The organism is Streptomyces sp. CA189, from assembly GCF_056428985.1.
Window position 1 is genome coordinate 76,710 of sequence record NZ_JBWJVM010000028.1, and the last position, 16,732, is coordinate 93,441.

Genomic DNA, 16,732 nt, shown 5'->3' on the forward strand with positions numbered 1-16,732 from the left:
GGCTTGTCCACCCTCACTTGGCCTGGTCGGCCGGCTTCTGGCCGGAGCGGGCCTTCTCGAGCAGCTCCGCGTACGGCATCTGTGCTGTGTCGCCACGCACCGCCGAGAGACCGTACCGGTCTTTGGCCTTTTCGTTCGCCAAGGGATATTTGGGATCAAACTCTATCTGCTCCTCCGGCGGCGATACGACCACAACGACGCGCGGCCAATGGTCACTTCCCACCCTGAACACCGATATGCGTTGCCGGCCGCGGGTCACGTTCAGGATTTCACTGCTGTTCGAGATTCCGGATTGATGCATGTACTTCGAATTGGGAGGAATCTTCTCCTTCTTGGCCAACTCTTCCAGTTCCCTTCCCCCCGCCCCGGAACGCTCGTATTCAGGTGGAATCTTCATTCTGTCTTTCCTGACCACGTACACCTCGGTCTGGGCCCTGAAGGCTTCAAACTGGCGACTGCCGGGATTGCCTAGCTCAACGACCACATCCTGGACGATCTGCTCTCCCGGATTCAGCACGCGGCCCACCGGCACGACGAAGTCGCCATCGTAGATCAGCTCCTCCTTGGCCGCCTTGGCGTCGAGTTTGTTGCTTGCGGGCACGCCATGAATCCAGTACTTGCTGTCGAGGACGTAGACGGGAACGTCGCCCCCGTTCTTGACGTACATGCGAACCGTCACATACAGCGGCCCCTCCTTCTTTTCCTTGCTTTCCAGACTCGACTCCTTGAATTCCGCTCCGCTCTGCACCAGCGGGGTCTTCACGTAGGGGAGGTAGATCTGCGAATACGCCAGATTGGCGCCCGCAAGCAGGCTGGAGACGATCGCCCCAATCGCGATCTGCTTGGGGTTGCGAAGGCCCTTCCACGCCCGGGCTTTGACGAGTACGGCCAGAGCAGCCGAAGACCCGACGGTCAGGGCGATCCCGATCACGGTGTAGCCGGTGAAGCGCTCGCCGATCTGCAGCAGGAGGACGGCGATGCCGCAGAGGAGGGCGATCACGACTCCGGCCAGAACGACCACTCCCGAGTATCGCCAACGCCGCTTCCCCCAGTAGTCGACACACAGCGCCGCGGCGAACACTTCCACCAGGGATACGGCCAGGATGGTGACTCCTGCGATGCGTCCACCGTAGGTCAGGGCATCCCCGCTGTCCGATATTCCGATCCGGAAGAGCGGACACGCGGTCGCGAGGAGGCCGAGGAACATGAGGACGCCGATGGTCCGCCGTCGCCACCCTCCTTTGTCCGGCCAATCAGTGCTGCCCTCGCCGCCCCAATGGATGTCGCCGGGCCCGACTTCCACGCCAGCACGTTTCAGAATCCTTTCGAGTTCCCAGGAAGACCAGGCCCTCCCCACGGCAACGCCGTCGACCTCCACCTTCCGCAAGCCGATGTCGTCAGGCGCCCCCACGGTGACCACACGCGTGTTCGCCATGACACCAGCCTGCCTCTTGAGGCCTGGCGGCGCCTCCGGAGCACGCGTCCCTGCGCCCCGCGCCGCGTCAGGGTGCGCCCGGCACGGTGCGGGGCGAATCTGGTGTTGACGTGTTGGTGTCGCTCGTCTCCCAAGGAGCCCCCATGCGTAGACGATTCCTCGGTTTCACCGCCGCCCTGGTACTGGCCGTTCTCGGTACCGCGGCCCCGGTCGCGCAAGCTGCCGCCCCGGCTGTCACCGGACCTGAGTGCGTGCAGGAAACACCGGAAGGGAAGGGAACCGTAGAGTACGACTCATCCACCGCCCTGTGGACCTGCATAGGCGGCAAGTACGACGGCGAACCCATCACCACGAGCTGAACGTCAGGGACGCGATGCTGACGTTCGCAGGTTCCACGCGATCCCGTTGAGGGCCCGCCGTTCGTCCAGCCGCGGCCGCCGCGACGACGGCCGCGGCACCAGCGCGGACAATGCAACGCACCGTGCAACACGTGATCCCCCATCAGAACCTTGTGAAGGCACTGCCTATAGCCCGTCCAGGCCCCGGGTCAGGACGCGGTCCGGGTGGATGCGGACGACCTCCGGGCTGAAGCGGGGGCCCAGGGAGTGCGGGCCCACATCCAGCGTGGCCGACCAGTGACAGCCGGGGGGTTCGCGGTGAGGTTGCGCCACTTCTTCGTCGTGCCCATCGCCAGCCCGCCCACCAGGACCGTCCCGTCGTCCTGCGCGAAGAACCCCACCGGGTTCGCCTGGGGCTGCCCGGCCGCGTTCACCGTCGCGAGCCGGCGCCAAGGTGCTGCGAACGCAGGTATGCCAGTTCGCCCTCGCTGAAACCCTTGAAACTCGACTCCGTCATGGGACAGACGATCCCAGCCGGGCCCGCGCGGCGCATCGGGCCGAAGGCCTACCCGGGCCTACGCCGAAAGCCCCGTCCGGAGCCCTAGGGCCCGGGAGGCGGGAGGCGGGCCGCGCCGCGGCTACGACCACAGCACCGTCCCCACCCACGCCCCCACCGCCAACAGGCACGCGAACAGCTCCACCAGCACGCTCGTCCCCACCGCCCGCATCACCACCCGTACCGACGCCCACGCCTCGCCGTGGGTGCCCAGGCGGCGTCGCTCGCAGAGGTAGATGCCGCCGACGAAGCCGGGGACCGCGCCCACCACCGGGAGCAGCACGAAGCCCAGTACCGCCCCGGCGCCCGCGTACACCACCATCCGGTGGGTGACGCCGACCCCCCGGAGCCGCCGCGGGGGCAGCAGCCACTTCACCACCTGCATCACCAGCAGCAGCGCCGTCGCGCCGGCCAGCAGGCCCCAGGCCACCGACGACTGTTCGTGCAGCGCCCACCACAGGAGTCCGGCCCAGACCAGGAGGGTGCCGGGGGCGCCGGGGACCAGTACACCGAGCAATCCGAGCACCAGCACCAGCCCCACCAGCAGCAACTGGGGCAGCTGAGGCAGATCCATCTGCCCAGCCTGCCTGGCCTGGGGCTATCGGGCCACCCAGCCCCGTTCGTACGCGTGCCAGCCGAGCTGGAGCCGGGTCGTGACCGCCGCCAGCTCCATCAGGCCCTTGACCCGCCGCTGCACCGTCCGCAGGCCCAGCTCCAGGTGCTTCGCCACGCTCGCGTCCGTCATCCCGGCCAGCAGGAGGGTGAGGATCTCCAGGTCCGTGGCGTCGGGCCCGCCGTCGGACTCCTCCGGCGCCCCGGTGGAGCCCAGCCGCAGGGGGAGCGACTCCCGCCAGACCGCCTCGAAGAGGCCCATCAGGGACTCCAGCAGTCCCGACGCGTGCACGACCAGCGCCGCCGGCTCCGCGCCGCGCGCCGTCAGCGGGACCATCGCGAGCGTCCGGTCCGCGATGACGAGTTTGGTCGGGACCGCGGCCGTCACCCGGATGTGCTCGCCGCGCGCCAGCGCCGTGGACGCCTCGCGGATGCCGCTGGGCAGGGTGAGCACCTCCCGTTCGATGACCACCCGGTACGCGACGCCCCGTACGGCCGCCCGCTCCTCGGCCTCGTTGTCCGTCCCCGTCACCACCTGTGGCCGGCCGCTGACCAGCGCGCACACCTCCTCCACGGCGCCGAGCTGGAGCTGGTGGAAGCGGTGGGCCACCGCGCTCGCGCCCGTCACCACCTCCACCAGGTCGTACACGGCCGGCTCGGCGGCCTCCGCCCGGTACTCCTCCGCCAGCAGCGCCGCCGCCAGTTCCGCCTGCTCCAGTTCGTGCCGCTGCTGGGTGAGCAGGGCTCCCAGGGCCACCCCGGGCGGGGCCGCCACCCACCGGCCGGGCCGGGCGGAGGACTGGGCGGCGAGCCCGTGGCGCTCCAGATGGCGCAGGGTCCGTTCGGTCTGCTGCACCGGCAGCGTCAGCCGGTGCGCGAGGTCCGGTATCTCCGCCGCCCCCAGCGCGACCAGCGCGCGGTAAGCGGACTCCTGTCCTTCGTCGAGACCTATCGCACCCAGCAACCCGTCCACCCAACCCTCTCAGTGCCGTTCCTGGCGGGAAGCGGCCACGGCGCAAACCCGCCGCCGACATCATCGCCGCACCCCCCGCCCCTCTGCCAAGGTGGCGCCACCGCAGCACCAACATCCGCTGGCCAGAAGCCATTTACGCGGCATTTTCGCCGTGCAATGCAGTAGTTGGCCGGAATTCACCTGGGGAGAGCGATGCGCCCGATATCGCGTACGGCACTGGGAGCGGCCATCGCCGCCGTCTTGGCCGTCACAGCCGTGGGCCCGTCCACGGCACGGCCGAGCGACGGAGGGGCCGGAGCAGGGTCCGGCACGGCGAAGAGGCCCCTCACCGGGAGCGAGGCGGCCGCGCGGCAGCCCACCGGGCCCGTCACGGTGACCCTGGTCACCGGTGACCGGATCCTGGTGTCCACCGACGCGGCGGGCCGCACCGCCGCCACCGCGATGCCCCGCGAGGACGGCTCGCAGCCGCTCGTACAGACCCGCCAGGCGGGCAAGGACCTCTACGTGTACCCCGAGAGCGCGATCAAGGCGCTCGCCGCGGGCAAGGCGGACGAGGAACTCTTCAACGTCACCGGCCTGATCCGGCAGGGCTACGACGACGCGCACGCCAAGAAGCTCCCGCTGATCGCCGTGTACGAGGGCTCCGCGGGCCTCGCGCGCAGCGCCCCGCCGGTGCCGCGCGGCGCCGAGCAGTCGCTGGTCCTCGGCTCCATCGGCGGCGTCGCGCTCGCCGCCGACAAGGAGAAGGCCGCCGACTTCTGGGCCGACGTCACCGGCGCGCACGTGGATCCGCGGGCGCGGTCGACCGCCTCCGCCCCGCTGAAGAAGCTGTGGCTGGACGGCAAGGTCCAGGCGAACCTGGAGCGTTCCACCCAGCAGGTCGGCGCCACCGCCGCCTGGGCCGCCGGATTCGACGGCACGGGCACCAAGGTCGCCGTCCTGGACACCGGCACCGACCTCGAACACCCCGACCTCAAGGGCCGGGTGGCCGAGGCGAAGAACTTCACCGACTCGGACACCGCCGAGGACCGCCAGGGCCACGGCACCCACACCATCTCCACCGTCGGCGGCTCCGGCACCGAGAGCGGCGGGGCGAAGAAGGGCGTCGCCCCCGGCGCGCAACTGCTCAGCGGCAAGGTCCTCAACGACTACGGCTACGGCCTGGACTCGTGGATCATCGCGGGCATGCAGTGGGCCGTGGACAGCAAGGCCGACGTGATCTCCATGAGCCTGGGAGACCCCTCCCAGCTCTCCTGCGACGACCCGATGGCCGCGGCCACAGAGGCGCTGGCCCAGAGCAGCAACGCCTTGTTCGTCATCGCCGCCGGCAACTCCGGCCCCGGCAACAACACGGTCTCCTCGCCCGGTTGCGCGCCCAGCGTGCTGACCGTCGGTGCCGTGGACCGCGACGACAAGACGGCCTCCTTCTCCAGCCGCGGCCCGGCCGGCCTGAACCACACCCTCAAGCCCGAGATCGCCGCCCCCGGCGTCCAGATCTCCGCCGCCGCGGGTGGCCGCGGGGTGTACGCGTACACCTCCATGTCCGGCACCTCGATGGCCACCCCGCACGTCGCGGGCGCCGCCGCCATCGTCAAGCAGCGCCACCCCGACTGGACCCCGCAGCAGATCAAGGCCGCGCTGGTCGGCTCCGCGAACACCGCGGTCCCGGGCGACGTACGGGAGACCGGTGGCGGGCGGCTCGATGTCAAGGCCGCCATCGAGACCACCGTCACCGGCGCCCCCGCGCTCCAGGGCGGCACGTTCAACTGGCCGCAGGACCGCAGCGACCGCACCGCCGTCGAGGTCCCGTACACCAACACGGGGACCAAGCCCGTCACGCTGAACCTCTCCGTCGAGAAGGTCACCGGCAACGACGGCTCCGCCGTCCGCAGCCAGGTCGCCCGACTGGAGAAGCGCACCGTGACCGTCCCGGCCGGCGCCACCGTCAAGGTGCCGCTCGCCCTGGACCCGGCCGCGAAGCTGGACCGCTCCCAGTACGGGGACGTCACCGGCCGCGTCGTCGCCACGGCCGAGGGCGTGCACGTCTCCACCCCCTTCTCCCTCTACGTGGAGCCGGAGACGGTCACGCTGCGCGTCAAACTCCTCGACCGTGCGGGCAAGCCGGCCACCGGCCCGTCCTCCCTGGACGTGATCGGCACCGACGACGCCACCGGCGAGCGCCGCTTCAACGAGGGCGCCGCCGACCAGGTCTACCGGGTCCGCCCGGGCTCGTACTTCCTCTCCGCCTTCGTCGGCACCCCCGACGCCGGCGACAACCCGACGATGTACGACTCGCTCACCTACCTCGGCCGCCCGCAGACCGAGATCAAGAAGGACACGGTGATCGTGCTGGACGCCCGCAAGGCGGCCAAGCTGAACATCGCCACCGACAAGCCCACCGAGGCCCGCGCCACCACCCTCGGCTTCTCCCGCTCCTGGGGCGAGGAGGGGTGGCTGCACGCCGGAACCGCCATGGGCGGCCGCACGATCCGCGGCTACTACGCCTCGGTCGACGGCACCGCCAAGGAGGGCGACTTCGAGTTCGGCAGCTACTGGCGGGCGGCCGCGCCGCTGCTCTCCGAGCTGAAGGCCTCCGGAGGCCCGGTGCTGCACCCGATCACCGCCTCCACCGGCAGCGACAACCTCGACGGCGCGGGCAGCGCACCGCTGGTGGGCGCGGGCTCGGGCACCCCCGAGGAGCTCGCCGCCGTCGCCGCCAAGGGCGCGATCGTCCTGGTCAAGACGACGGACGAGGGCTCGGCTTACGAGGTCGCCGGCAACGCGAAGGCGGCCGGAGCCAAGGCCGTCCTCGTCTACCGAGACGCCCCCGGCCGCTGGCAGGCCTTCACCGGCTACGCGGGCGGCTCCCTCCCGATGCTGACCGTCGAATCGGCCGAGGGCCGGGCCCTGCTGGCCAAGCTCGGCAAGGGCCCCGTCACGCTGAGCTGGAAGGGCAGCGCGAAGAGCCCGTACGTCTACAACCTGGCCCAGATCGAGAAGGGCCAAATCCACGGGGACCGCACCTACCGGGTGCGCGACCGTGACCTGGGCACCGTCGAGTCGGCCTACCAGTCGATGGGTGTCGCCTCCGACTTCATCGACCTGACCGGGGCCTACCGCCCGCTCGGCAACGCCGTGTACTTCGGCTCCATCGACACCGTCGCGGTACCGGGCAAGCGCACCGAGTACTACTCCGCCGGGGACACCGCCTGGGACCACATGGTCTCCAGCAGCTTCCCGTGGGGCGAGTTCATGACCGACCAGCAGCGCACCTACAAGGCGGGCTCGAAGCGCGCCGAGAACTGGTACGACGGGGTCATCGGCCCGGTGGCGCCGCGCGACACCGCGGGCAAGGAGCAGCTGGCCGCCGAGCGGCAGGGCAACCTGATCGGCTTCGCCTCGGCCCTGTGGGGCGACAGCGGGCACTACGCGCAGCAGGGCTCCTTCGGAGACCTCGGCAACGTCTCGCTCAAGCGCGACGGCGAACCGCTGGGCGACACCGGCTACCCGTTCGGGGTCTTCGAGGTCCCGGCCGGCGAGGCCACGTACGAAATGACCCAGCAGCTGGAGAAGTTCGGCCAGCCGGCCCGCACCTGGCAGCGCTCCTCCGGGATCCAGACCACGTGGACCTTCCGCTCGAAGCTGGACGCGGCGCAGTACTCGCAGGCGCTGCCGATCCTCTTCCCGCGGATCTCCGCCCCGCTGGACGGCATGAAGACGCTGGCCGCGGCCAACGGCCAGCAGATCGGCCTCGGGGTCAGCGGGCACGCGGGCTACGCGCCGGGCGCCCTCAAGTCGGCCGAGCTGTCGTACTCGTACGACGAGGGCGGCACCTGGACCGAGGCGAAGGTGAGCGAGCGCGGCGGGCAGTGGACCGCGACCGTGGACCACGCCGGGGCGGCCGGCAAGCAGGTCATGCTCAAGGTCGAGCTGACCGACGCGAACGGCGCCACCGTCACCCAGATGGTCGCGCGGGCGTACGACATTCGGTAAGTCGTACGACATAGAGCAGGGGGGTCCATCGGACGGCGGTCCGATGGGCCCCCCTTTTTCCTGCGTTCGCCGGATTTCGGCTGCGCCGGAGCCCGACAATGAGGGCCATGAGTCAGCGGGACGCGGGCGCGGATGACTGGTGGCAGAAGCTCTACGAAGACCCCGACGCGGGACCGGAACCCGACCCCCGGGACACCCTGGAACACCGGTTCCGCTCGGCGGCGGTACTGGTGGCCCCTACCCCGACCCCGGCCCCGACCCCGGTACCCCGTCCCCGGAGGGATCCGGGCCCCCCGGTCCCGCCGGGGGCACCTGGGGCGGCTCCCGGGCCGGTGGTGGAGGCGGGGTCGCCTGCGGTTGCTCCCGGGCCGGCGGTGGACATCGGGCTGCCGGTCCCGGCTCCCGTCCCGGCTCCCGGGCCGGCTCCCGTCACGGCTCCCGGGCCGGTACCCGCGCCGGAGGCAGGCCCGCCGGGGGCGGAGGCCTGGGCCGAGGACGCGTACGGCGGCTCGGTGCTGCCGCCGCCACGGGATCCCCGCGAGGGCGGCCAGACCTGGTACGCGCTCGGGAGCGTCGCCGTCCCGCCCGCGCTGCCCCCCGACGAGTCGGGGGAACCGTCCGACTGGAGCTGGGGCCCACGGGACGAGGGCCCCGCAGCGGCTGCGCCCCCGGAGCCGGACCCCGACCCGGCAGGGGCCGGGCGCGGCCCCGACGGCGGCCCGTACACCGGAGCCGGGCACCCGGGCCCGTCCGCCCCGGCCGGGTCCGGCCAGGCACTGGGTGCGGGTGCGAGTGCGGGCGCCGATGGCGGTCCGTGGCCGGGCCCGGGCACTGGTTCGACCCCGGACCCAGCCATCGGCTCGGGTCTCCGCCCTGGGTCCGCCCCCGGCGCCGACCCTGCTCCCGGGTCCGGCCGCGATTCCGGTCCCGGGTCCGGGACCGGGTTTGGGACCGGCGCTGTTGTTGGTCCCGGCTCAGGCCACAGCTCTGGCCCTGCCTCCACTCCCGGCTCAGGCCCCGGCCTGGGCTCAGGCCCTGGCCTCGGATCCGGCGCCGGACCTGGCCTCGGTTCCGGCCCTGCTCCCGGGTTTGGTCCCGGTCCCGGGTCTGGTTCCGACTCCGTTGTTGGTCCCGGCCCAGGCGACAGCTCTGGCCCTGCCTCCACTCCCGGCTCAGGAGCCGGCCTCGGCTCAGGCCCCGGCCCCGGCTCAGGCCCCGGCCCCGGCCCCGGCTCAGGCCCCGGCCTCGGTTCCGGCGCCGGACCTGGCCTCGGTTCCGGCCCTGCTCCGGGGTTTGGTTCCGGCTCCGTTGTTGGTCCCGGCCCAGGCGACAGCTCTGGCCCTGCCTCCACTCCCGGCTCAGGAGCCGGCCCCGTTCCCGGGTCAGGCCCCGTTCCCGGTACCGGCCTCGGTACCGGTTCGGGGTTTGGGTCCAGCTTCGGGTCCGGTGTTGGCCCCGGCTCAGATCCCAGTTCGGGCCCTGCCGTCAATCCCGGGGCCGGCTCCGGGCCCGGTCCCGGTGCTGACCCTGGATACGGTTTCGGTTCCGGGTCCGAGTTCGGCCCGGACTCCCGCTCCGGTGTCAGCCTTCCCTCCGGGGCCGGTCCAGGCTCTGGTCCCGCTCCGGGCTCCGGCCCTGGCCCCGGCTCCGGCCTCGGCCCTGGCTTCGACGCCGGATCCGGCCCTGGACTCGACGTCGGACCCGGCTTCGCCCTCGGGTCCCATCCCGGTTCCGGGTCGGGCTGGGGGGCCGCTCCCGCGTTCGAGGGCGGTTCCGGCGGCGGCCTCGGGGCGGGCTCCGATACCGGGGCGAGGCCCGGCGCGCCGGGCGGCGGGGTCGGGAAGGAAGCCGGTCCGGACGCCGGGCAAGGAGACGGGGGCGGTGCCCGGGGTTCCGGGGTCTCGGGGGTGCCGCGGCCCGTGGTGGCGCATCTGGGGGACCGGCCGCCCACGTACGCCGCGGAGCCCATCGCGCTGCCCGCCGCCGACCCGGCCGGGCTCGCCGCGCTGACCTCCGACACCGTGCTGGAGGGGGCCCAGTACGGCGGCTACACGCTGCGCGCCGCCTCCGTGCGCGGGGACTCCGCGCGGTTCCGGGGCGAGGCCCGGCGGGACTTCCTGCTCACCGCCCGCTTCGGCACCGGCCCCGACGCGCTGGTCCTGGTCGTGCTCGCCGGCGGGGACCGGGCCGCGCCCGGAGCCGCCGAGGCCGCCGCCGAGGTGTGCCGCTCCGTCGCGGGAGCCGTCGGGCGGAGCCAGGAGCGGCTGTCGCAGGACATCCGGGACGGCCGGCGCGAAGCCCTGCGCTCCGGGCTCCAGCGGCTTACCGACCGCGGCTACGGGCAGTTGCGCGCCCGCGCCGCGGAGCGGGGGCTCCCGGAGGACGGCTACACGGCCGGGCTGCGCGGACTGCTGCTGCCGGTCGACCCCGGCTGCCGCACCCGGGTCTGCTTCGGCGCAGGCGCGGGCGGCCTGTTCCGGCTCAGGGACGGGCAGTGGCGGGACCTGGAGGAGCCCGCCCCGGCACCCGCCCCGGCGCCGGCCCCACCCGCCGACCCCGCCGGATTCCGCTTCCGCTTCAGGGCCTCCGTGGCCCGCCCCGGCGACACCCTGCTCCTGTGCTCCGGCGGCCTCGCGGACCCGATGCGCGAGGAGGAACCGCTCTCCGCCGAGCTCGCCGCCCGCTGGGCCGACGCACCCCCGCCTGGCCTCGCCGCCTTCCTCGCGGACACCCAGCTCCGCCTCAAGGGGTACGCCGACGACCGGACGGCCGCCGCGGTCTGGGAGGCGTAACCCGGCGGATCATGCGTGGATGGAAGGCGCACACGGCAGAGCCGAACCGGAAAGGGCGCCCCCTCCATGGCCAAGCAGAACGTGGCGGAGCAGTTCATCGACATTCTCGTGCGCGCCGGCGTGCGGCGGATGTACGGAGTCGTCGGGGACAGCCTCAACCCCGTCGTCGACGCGATCCGCCGCACCGGCGGCATCGAGTGGATCCAGGTGCGCCACGAGGAGACCGCCGCCTTCGCGGCCGGCGCCGAGGCCCAGCTCACCGGCACCCTCGCCGCGTGCGCGGGCTCCTGCGGCCCCGGCAACCTCCACCTGATCAACGGGCTCTACGACGCCCACCGCTCCATGGCCCCGGTCCTCGCACTGGCCTCCCACATCCCCTCCGGGGAGATCGGCCTCGGCTACTTCCAGGAGACCCACCCCGACCGGCTGTTCACCGAGTGCAGCCACTACAGCGAGCTGATCTCCAACCCGCGCCAGATGCCCCGGGTGCTCCAGAGCGCCGTCCAGCACGCCATCGGGCGTGGCGGGGTCAGCGTGGTGTCCCTGCCCGGGGACATCGCCTCCCAGCCCGCACCGGAGCAGAGCATCGAGCACGCGCTCGTGACCGCGCGGCCGACCGTACGGCCCGGCGACGGGGAGATCGACAAGCTGGTCCGGCTCATCGACGAGGCCGACCGGGTCACCCTGTTCTGCGGCAGCGGCACCGCCGGCGCGCACGCCGAGGTCATGGAGTTCGCCGGCCGGGTCAAGGCCCCCATCGGGCACGCCCTGCGGGGCAAGGAATGGATCCAGTACGACAATCCGTACGACGTCGGCATGAGCGGGCTGCTCGGCTACGGCGCGGCCTACGAGGCCACCCACGAGTGTGATCTGCTGATCCTGCTCGGCACGGACTTCCCGTACAACGCCTTCCTCCCCGACGACGTCAAGATCGTCCAGGTGGACATCCGGCCCGAACACCTCGGCCGCCGCTCCAAGCTGGACCTCGCGGTCTGGGGCGACGTGCGCGAGACCCTGCGTGCGCTGAACACCCGGGTGAAGGCCAAGACCGACCGCCGGTTCCTCGACCGGATGCTGAAGAAGCACGCCGACGCCCTGGAAGGGGTGGTGAAGGCCTACACGCGCAAGGTGGAGAAGCGCACCCCCATCCACCCCGAGTACCTGGCCGCGGTCCTCGACGAACTGGCCGACGAGGACGCCGTCTTCACCGTGGACACGGGCATGTGCAACGTATGGGCGGCGCGCTATCTTTCCCCGAACGGAAAGCGCCGCATCATCGGATCCTTCAGCCACGGCTCCATGGCCAACGCCCTTCCGCAGGCCATCGGCGCACAGTTCACCGATCGCGGACGTCAAGTGGTGTCGATGTCGGGCGACGGCGGTTTCTCCATGCTGATGGGAGATTTCCTCACCCTGGTGCAGTACGACCTCCCCGTCAAAGTGGTCCTCTTCAACAACTCATCGCTCGGCATGGTCGAGTTGGAGATGCTGGTTTCCGGCCTCCCTTCGTACGGAACGACGAACAAGAACCCCGACTTCGCGGCGATCGCCCGCGCGGCGGGCGCGTACGGGGTCCGGGTGGAGAAGCCCAAGCAGCTCACAGCGGCTTTGAGGGATGCTTTCAAGCACAAGGGACCCGCTCTGGTGGACGTGGTCACGGACCCCAACGCCCTGTCCATTCCACCGAAGATCAGTGCAGAAATGGTGACCGGATTCGCACTTTCGGCCAGCAAGATCGTGCTGGACGGAGGGGTGGGCCGGATGATCCAGATGGCGCGATCCAACCTCCGCAACGTGCCGCGCCCCTGAGCCCGGATGCGTGCGGATTCCCCCGGGGGGCATGCATCCCGTAGGCCTGTTCGACAGGCGGGCCGTCGGGCAGCGGGCATACGGGAGGTACATCGCCGTGCGGGTGGGGGCGAAGGCCGGGAAGCTGTGGCGGAGAGGGCGGCCGGTGCCGCGCGAACCGTCGGCCGAGGACGGGACGGCGATGGACGGTTCGGGGATCACCCGGAGCGTGCGGCGGGCCGATCTCAAAGCAGTGGGAGAAGTCCGCAGGGATTTACGGGAGTTGATGCGCCACCGGTGCCGGGCGGAGGCCGCCGAGGTGGCCGAGCTGCTGATCACCGAGCTCGTCACCAACGCCCTCGTCCACACCGATCAGGGCGCCGAGGTCTCCGCGACGCTCGCCGCCGACCGGCTGCGGGTGGAGGTCCGCGACTACGCCGCCCGCCGGCCCAGGCCGCACGTACCGTCCGCCGACGACGGTACGCACGGCAGGGGGCTGGTGCTGGTGCAGTCGCTCGCCGACGCCTGGGGCGTGGACGCGCTCGGACTGGCGCTGGGCGGCGGCAAGGTGGTGTGGTTCGAGCTCGACGGAGCGCAGGAGGCGGGGCCCGCCTGAGTGATCGGGCGGACCCCGCGACGCGGATCCCGGACGGGCGTGCGCCCCTCAGCTCAGCCGAACTGCTGCTCCAGATCCTTCAGCTTGCGTTCCAGCGAGTCGAGCCGGGGGAGCGTCTGGGTGTCGTCCTCGGCGGTGAGGTCCACCGTCCGGGGGCCGACGGCCGGGTCAGCGGATTCGGTTCCGCTCACGGCCTGCAGGGAGGGCCGGCGCCGTAGGGGCAGCTGTCCGGTTTCCACTATGGCCGGCTCCGCGCCGACCGGCGCGGAGCCCGCTCCGGGGGCCAGCCCCGGCACCTCGACCTGACGGGCGCGGGCCAGGCGCCCGAACGCCCGGTTCTGCCGGCCGAGCGCCTTGATGTGGGCCCGGTCCAGACGGTGTTGCTCCCGCCTGCGGTGCCGGTCGTTCTCCTTCTCCTTCTTGTCCTCGCGCACCTCGTCCACGGCCTCGTCGAGGGTGCGGACCCCCTCCAGCAGCATCAGCGACCACGCGCCGAAGGTCTCCCGGGGCGCCCGCAGCCAGCGGACCATCCGGATCTGTGGCAACGGCCGTGGAATCAGGCCCTGTTCGCGCAGTGCGGCCCGACGGGTCTGCTTCAGCGCGCGGTCGAAGAGCACGGCCGCCGAGAGCGACATGCCGGCGAAGAACTGCGGAGCCCCGTCGTGGCCGAGGCCGCGCGGGGCGTGCACCCAGTTGAACCAGGCGGCGGCTCCCGCGAACAGCCAGACCAGCATGCGCGAGCCGAGGGCCGCGTCGCCGTGGCTGGCCTCGCGGACGGCGAGCACCGAACAGAACATGGCGGCGCCGTCGAGACCGAAGGGAACCAGGTACTCCCAGCCCCCGGTGAGGTTGAGGTTCTGCCGGCCGAAGCCGACCAGCCCGTGGAAGGAGAGCGCCGCGGCGACCGCCGCGCAGCAGAAGAGCAGGACGTAGGAGGCGGTCCCGTAGATGGCTTCCTTGCGCCGCCGCCGCTCCTCGCTGCGCTCCCAGCTGTCCTCGGCCACCCCGGCCTTCTCGCCTTCACGCTTGCCCCGGGCCAGTACCGCCACTGCCGCAAGTACGCCCAGGATCAGCAGGCTGCCGGGCAGCAGCCAGTCCAGCGATATGTCGGTCAGTCTCATGCGGTTGTCCCTTGCCTCGCGTATGCGGCTGTTCGGCTTGTGGCCGGTGCGGCTTTCCGGGCGCCATAGTGGCGCAGCCGGTGAGCCGTACACGCGGGTTTCGGGGCAAGTGGACGCCAACGGGGGGTGGAGCCCGCCGGATAGGGTGTTGCGGATCGAACTCCAGCTCGTGCGCGCCGAGTTGAGTTCGATTTCCGTCAGTCGGACGGGTGGGTTGAGGCGGCGGAGGCGGCGGCGCGCAAACTCGGTGGCGGCCGGGCGTCCGGGTGGGTGACACTGGCCGACCGTCGGCGCCGAGGGTGCTGCTGCCGGTCCGCGCTGTCTAGGAGATTCATGACGAGCAGGTTCACCGAGTTGAGCGTCGACTGCCACGATCCGGAGCGGCTCGCCGTCTTCTGGTCCGAGGTCCTGGACTTCAAGGTGATCGAGCAGCGCGAGGACATGGTCGAGATCGGCTCCTGGGTGCCGACCGTCGAGGACATCCGGGCCCGTCACATGCCGCCCACCCTGGTGTTCGTCCGGGTGCCCGAGGGCAAGGCCGTGAAGAACCGCCTGCACCTCGACGTCAGCCCGATCGACTGCAGTACCGCGGACGAGGTGACCAGACTGCTCGGCCTCGGCGCCACCAGGGCGGACGTGGGCCAGGGCCCGGACCGGAGCTGGGTGGTCATGGCCGACCCCGAGGGCAACGAGTTCTGCGTCCTGCGCACCCTGGCGCCGTAGTCGGCGGTCAGGCGGCCGTCAGGCGGGCGACCCGGTCCTCGTCGCAGGTGCGGGGGCAGGTGACGCAGGTGTCGTCCGGGCGGATCGTGTAGAAGAAGCAGCAGCTCGCCCGGTCGCGGGTGGGCAGCTCCCGGCCGTCCGGGGCTTCGAGGGTGCGGAAGCCCGCGCCTCCGGTGTACGGGGCGGTCGCGCCGGGGAAGAGCCGGTCCAGCTCGCGCATCGCCCGCTGCTCCTCGGCCTCGCCGAGCAGGTTGGCCACGTACCAGAGGCTCTCGACCACGTCGTCGGTCACCATGCCCCACAGGGCGCGCCGCCCGCGCCGCGTCCGCGGGCCGAAGCCCACCACGAGCGGTTCGAGGTGCAGGGCCACCGCAGCCCGTACCTCGGCCCGCAGCGCGCCCTCGTCGGGCACGACCCGGGCCCCGGGGAGCGCGGCCGCCGGGTCGTCCGGCAGGCAGGCGAAGGAGTGGACGCGTACGGCCATCCGGCCGTCGATCCGGTGGAAGGACACGGCCTCCGGGGGCAGGAGCGGCACGCGCCGGTCCAGGAACCACGGGATGGTGATCAGCAGACAGGCCATCCACGCGTACCGGTGCAGTCCGAACCCCGCCACCACGTCGGGCCGACCCGGGCGCCCGTAGTCGCGGAGTATCTGCGCCTCGTCCCACGCGAGGAACGTCTCCAGGGCCTCGCCGCCCGCCGCGAGCTCGTCCGCACCGACCCACCCCACACCGCGAGGGGAGGGTTCGTGCGGGGCGAGCTCGGTGACGCGCAGTCCGCCGTAGACCTCGGTCAGCCGGGCGTAGGCGTCCGCCACCGGAGAGCCGGCCGGGGCGGGGGTGCGTACGGGGCGAACGCTGCCCTGGGTGGGCGCGACGGCCGTGACGGTCATGGCGAACCACCGAATCACGCGATCGTTAACAGGTAAGCCTTACCTTACCTGATCTCCGTCGGGTGTGGGAAGCCCGGCTATTCTTCGGGGCAGGTCGAAACCCGTGGGAGGACCGAGTGCGCGATACGGCCCGAGCCCGGGTACCGGAACAGCAGGACCGCAAGGTGGTGCGCCACTCCGTGCGCGGGCAGATCCTCGACGCCCTGCGGGCGGCGCTGGTCGCGGGCGAGCTGGCGCCGGGGGAGATCTACTCGGGCCCGGCCCTGGGGGAGCGGTTCGGGGTCTCCGCGACGCCCGTGCGCGAGGCGATGCAGCAGCTGGCGCTGGAGGGGGTCGTCGAGTGCCTCCCGAACCGGGGCTTCCGGGTCCTGACCCGGACCCCGGGGGAGCTGGCGGAACTGGCCGAGGTCAGGGCGCTGCTCGAAGTCCCCGTGATGCTGCGGCTGGCCCGTACGGTGCCGTCGGGGGCCTGGGCCGCGCTGTCGCCTGCGGCGGCCGAGACGGTGGAGGCGGCCGCCGCGGGTGATCCGGCGCGGTACGCCGACGCGGACCGGGCGTTTCACCGTGCGGTGCTCGCGCTGGCGGGCAACGGCCAGCTCCTGCTGGTGGCGGAGGACCTCCACAGGCGCTCCCAATGGCCCCTGCCGGGGCCGCGCCGCATCCACCGGACGGACCTCGTCGCGGACGCGGCGCAGCACGTGGCGGTCCTGGCCGCGCTGTCGACGGGCGACCTCGCGGCGGCGGAGTCCCTGATCCACGCCCACTTCACGTCCCGCTGACGCTGCGGGGGTGGGCCGGTGCCGGGGGCGGGGTGGGGTGTCGGCCTGGACTGCATGATTTAGGCGCCCTGTGCGCAGCTTCGGCAGTGGGTGGGTGTTGCTGCGCCACAAATC

12 protein-coding genes and 1 pseudogene are annotated in these 16,732 nt (G+C 72.2%); 7 read left to right on the forward strand and 6 right to left on the reverse strand.

Annotated features, from left to right (window positions below):
* Nucleotides 1-13 precede the first annotated feature (13 nt).
* Nucleotides 14-1,435 carry an MFS transporter gene (locus AC061S_RS21645; RefSeq protein WP_478687596.1) on the reverse strand — a complete coding sequence of 474 codons (1,422 nt, stop codon included), beginning with the start codon at nt 1,433-1,435 and terminating at the stop codon, nt 14-16.
* 143 nt (nt 1,436-1,578) lie between these two features.
* Here AC061S_RS21645 and AC061S_RS21650 point away from each other — a divergent pair, with 143 nt between their 5' ends.
* Nucleotides 1,579-1,794, forward strand: a complete 216-nt coding sequence (locus AC061S_RS21650) for a hypothetical protein (protein ID WP_478687597.1) — start codon at nt 1,579-1,581, stop codon at nt 1,792-1,794.
* Nucleotides 1,795-1,959: 165 nt separating this feature from the next.
* Here the strand turns inward: AC061S_RS21650 and AC061S_RS21655 are convergent.
* The 3 genes and pseudogenes from AC061S_RS21655 to AC061S_RS21665 all read right to left on the reverse strand — a co-directional run bounded on the left by AC061S_RS21655 (nt 1,960) and on the right by AC061S_RS21665 (nt 3,905).
* Nucleotides 1,960-2,290 (reverse strand): annotated as a pseudogene (locus tag AC061S_RS21655) (pyridoxamine 5'-phosphate oxidase family protein).
* 121 nt (nt 2,291-2,411) lie between these two features.
* Entirely contained in the window at nt 2,412-2,903 is a 492-nt protein-coding gene (locus AC061S_RS21660) for a DUF456 domain-containing protein (protein ID WP_478687598.1), read from the reverse strand.
* A gap of 24 nt (nt 2,904-2,927) precedes the next feature.
* Nucleotides 2,928-3,905: a helix-turn-helix domain-containing protein gene (locus AC061S_RS21665; RefSeq protein ID WP_478687610.1), complete on the reverse strand. Its 978-nt coding sequence runs from the start codon at nt 3,903-3,905 to the stop codon at nt 2,928-2,930.
* A gap of 201 nt (nt 3,906-4,106) precedes the next feature.
* On the opposite strand from AC061S_RS21665, the gene AC061S_RS21670 reads away from it, so the two are divergent.
* From AC061S_RS21670 to AC061S_RS21685, 4 genes are all read left to right on the forward strand, one after another.
* Complete coding sequence (locus AC061S_RS21670; protein ID WP_478687599.1) at nt 4,107-7,907, forward strand: S8 family peptidase; 3,801 nt, start codon at nt 4,107-4,109, stop codon at nt 7,905-7,907.
* Between the two features lie 1,919 nt (nt 7,908-9,826).
* Nucleotides 9,827-10,699 carry a protein phosphatase 2C domain-containing protein gene (locus tag AC061S_RS21675; RefSeq protein WP_478687600.1) on the forward strand — a complete coding sequence of 291 codons (873 nt, stop codon included), beginning with the start codon at nt 9,827-9,829 and terminating at the stop codon, nt 10,697-10,699.
* 66 nt (nt 10,700-10,765) lie between these two features.
* The gene (locus AC061S_RS21680; protein WP_478687601.1) at nt 10,766-12,508 is read left to right on the forward strand and encodes a pyruvate dehydrogenase; all 1,743 of its coding nucleotides are present in this window, start codon (nt 10,766-10,768) and stop codon (nt 12,506-12,508) included.
* A 181-nt stretch (nt 12,509-12,689) separates the two neighbouring features.
* Nucleotides 12,690-13,103: an ATP-binding protein gene (locus AC061S_RS21685; RefSeq protein WP_478687611.1), complete on the forward strand. Its 414-nt coding sequence runs from the start codon at nt 12,690-12,692 to the stop codon at nt 13,101-13,103.
* Nucleotides 13,104-13,156: 53 nt separating this feature from the next.
* Here the strand turns inward: AC061S_RS21685 and AC061S_RS21690 are convergent, their stop codons facing one another.
* On the reverse strand, nt 13,157-14,224 hold the full coding sequence (locus tag AC061S_RS21690; protein WP_478687602.1) for a DUF2637 domain-containing protein: 1,068 nt from the start codon (nt 14,222-14,224) through the stop codon (nt 13,157-13,159).
* A gap of 333 nt (nt 14,225-14,557) precedes the next feature.
* On the opposite strand from AC061S_RS21690, the gene AC061S_RS21695 reads away from it, so the two are divergent.
* Nucleotides 14,558-14,947, forward strand: coding sequence for a VOC family protein (locus tag AC061S_RS21695; RefSeq protein WP_478687603.1), 390 nt, complete (start codon nt 14,558-14,560; stop codon nt 14,945-14,947).
* A gap of 7 nt (nt 14,948-14,954) precedes the next feature.
* Here the strand turns inward: AC061S_RS21695 and AC061S_RS21700 are convergent, their stop codons facing one another.
* Nucleotides 14,955-15,839 carry a (2Fe-2S)-binding protein gene (locus tag AC061S_RS21700; RefSeq protein WP_478687604.1) on the reverse strand — a complete coding sequence of 295 codons (885 nt, stop codon included), beginning with the start codon at nt 15,837-15,839 and terminating at the stop codon, nt 14,955-14,957.
* 116 nt (nt 15,840-15,955) lie between these two features.
* On the opposite strand from AC061S_RS21700, the gene AC061S_RS21705 reads away from it, so the two are divergent.
* Nucleotides 15,956-16,618 carry a GntR family transcriptional regulator gene (locus AC061S_RS21705; RefSeq protein ID WP_478687605.1) on the forward strand — a complete coding sequence of 221 codons (663 nt, stop codon included), beginning with the start codon at nt 15,956-15,958 and terminating at the stop codon, nt 16,616-16,618.
* Nucleotides 16,619-16,732: the final 114 nt, after the last annotated feature.

Coding starts and splice junctions, on each gene's coding strand:
- AC061S_RS21645 (WP_478687596.1), bottom strand. CDS start 1,435: ATGGCGAACACGCGTGTGGTCACCGTGGGGGCGCCTGACGACATCGGC.
- AC061S_RS21650 (WP_478687597.1), top strand. CDS start 1,579: ATGCGTAGACGATTCCTCGGTTTCACCGCCGCCCTGGTACTGGCCGTT.
- AC061S_RS21660 (WP_478687598.1), bottom strand. CDS start 2,903: ATGGATCTGCCTCAGCTGCCCCAGTTGCTGCTGGTGGGGCTGGTGCTG.
- AC061S_RS21670 (WP_478687599.1), top strand. CDS start 4,107: ATGCGCCCGATATCGCGTACGGCACTGGGAGCGGCCATCGCCGCCGTC.
- AC061S_RS21680 (WP_478687601.1), top strand. CDS start 10,766: ATGGCCAAGCAGAACGTGGCGGAGCAGTTCATCGACATTCTCGTGCGC.
- AC061S_RS21685 (WP_478687611.1), top strand. CDS start 12,690: ATGGACGGTTCGGGGATCACCCGGAGCGTGCGGCGGGCCGATCTCAAA.
- AC061S_RS21690 (WP_478687602.1), bottom strand. CDS start 14,224: ATGAGACTGACCGACATATCGCTGGACTGGCTGCTGCCCGGCAGCCTG.
- AC061S_RS21695 (WP_478687603.1), top strand. CDS start 14,558: ATGACGAGCAGGTTCACCGAGTTGAGCGTCGACTGCCACGATCCGGAG.
- AC061S_RS21700 (WP_478687604.1), bottom strand. CDS start 15,839: ATGACCGTCACGGCCGTCGCGCCCACCCAGGGCAGCGTTCGCCCCGTA.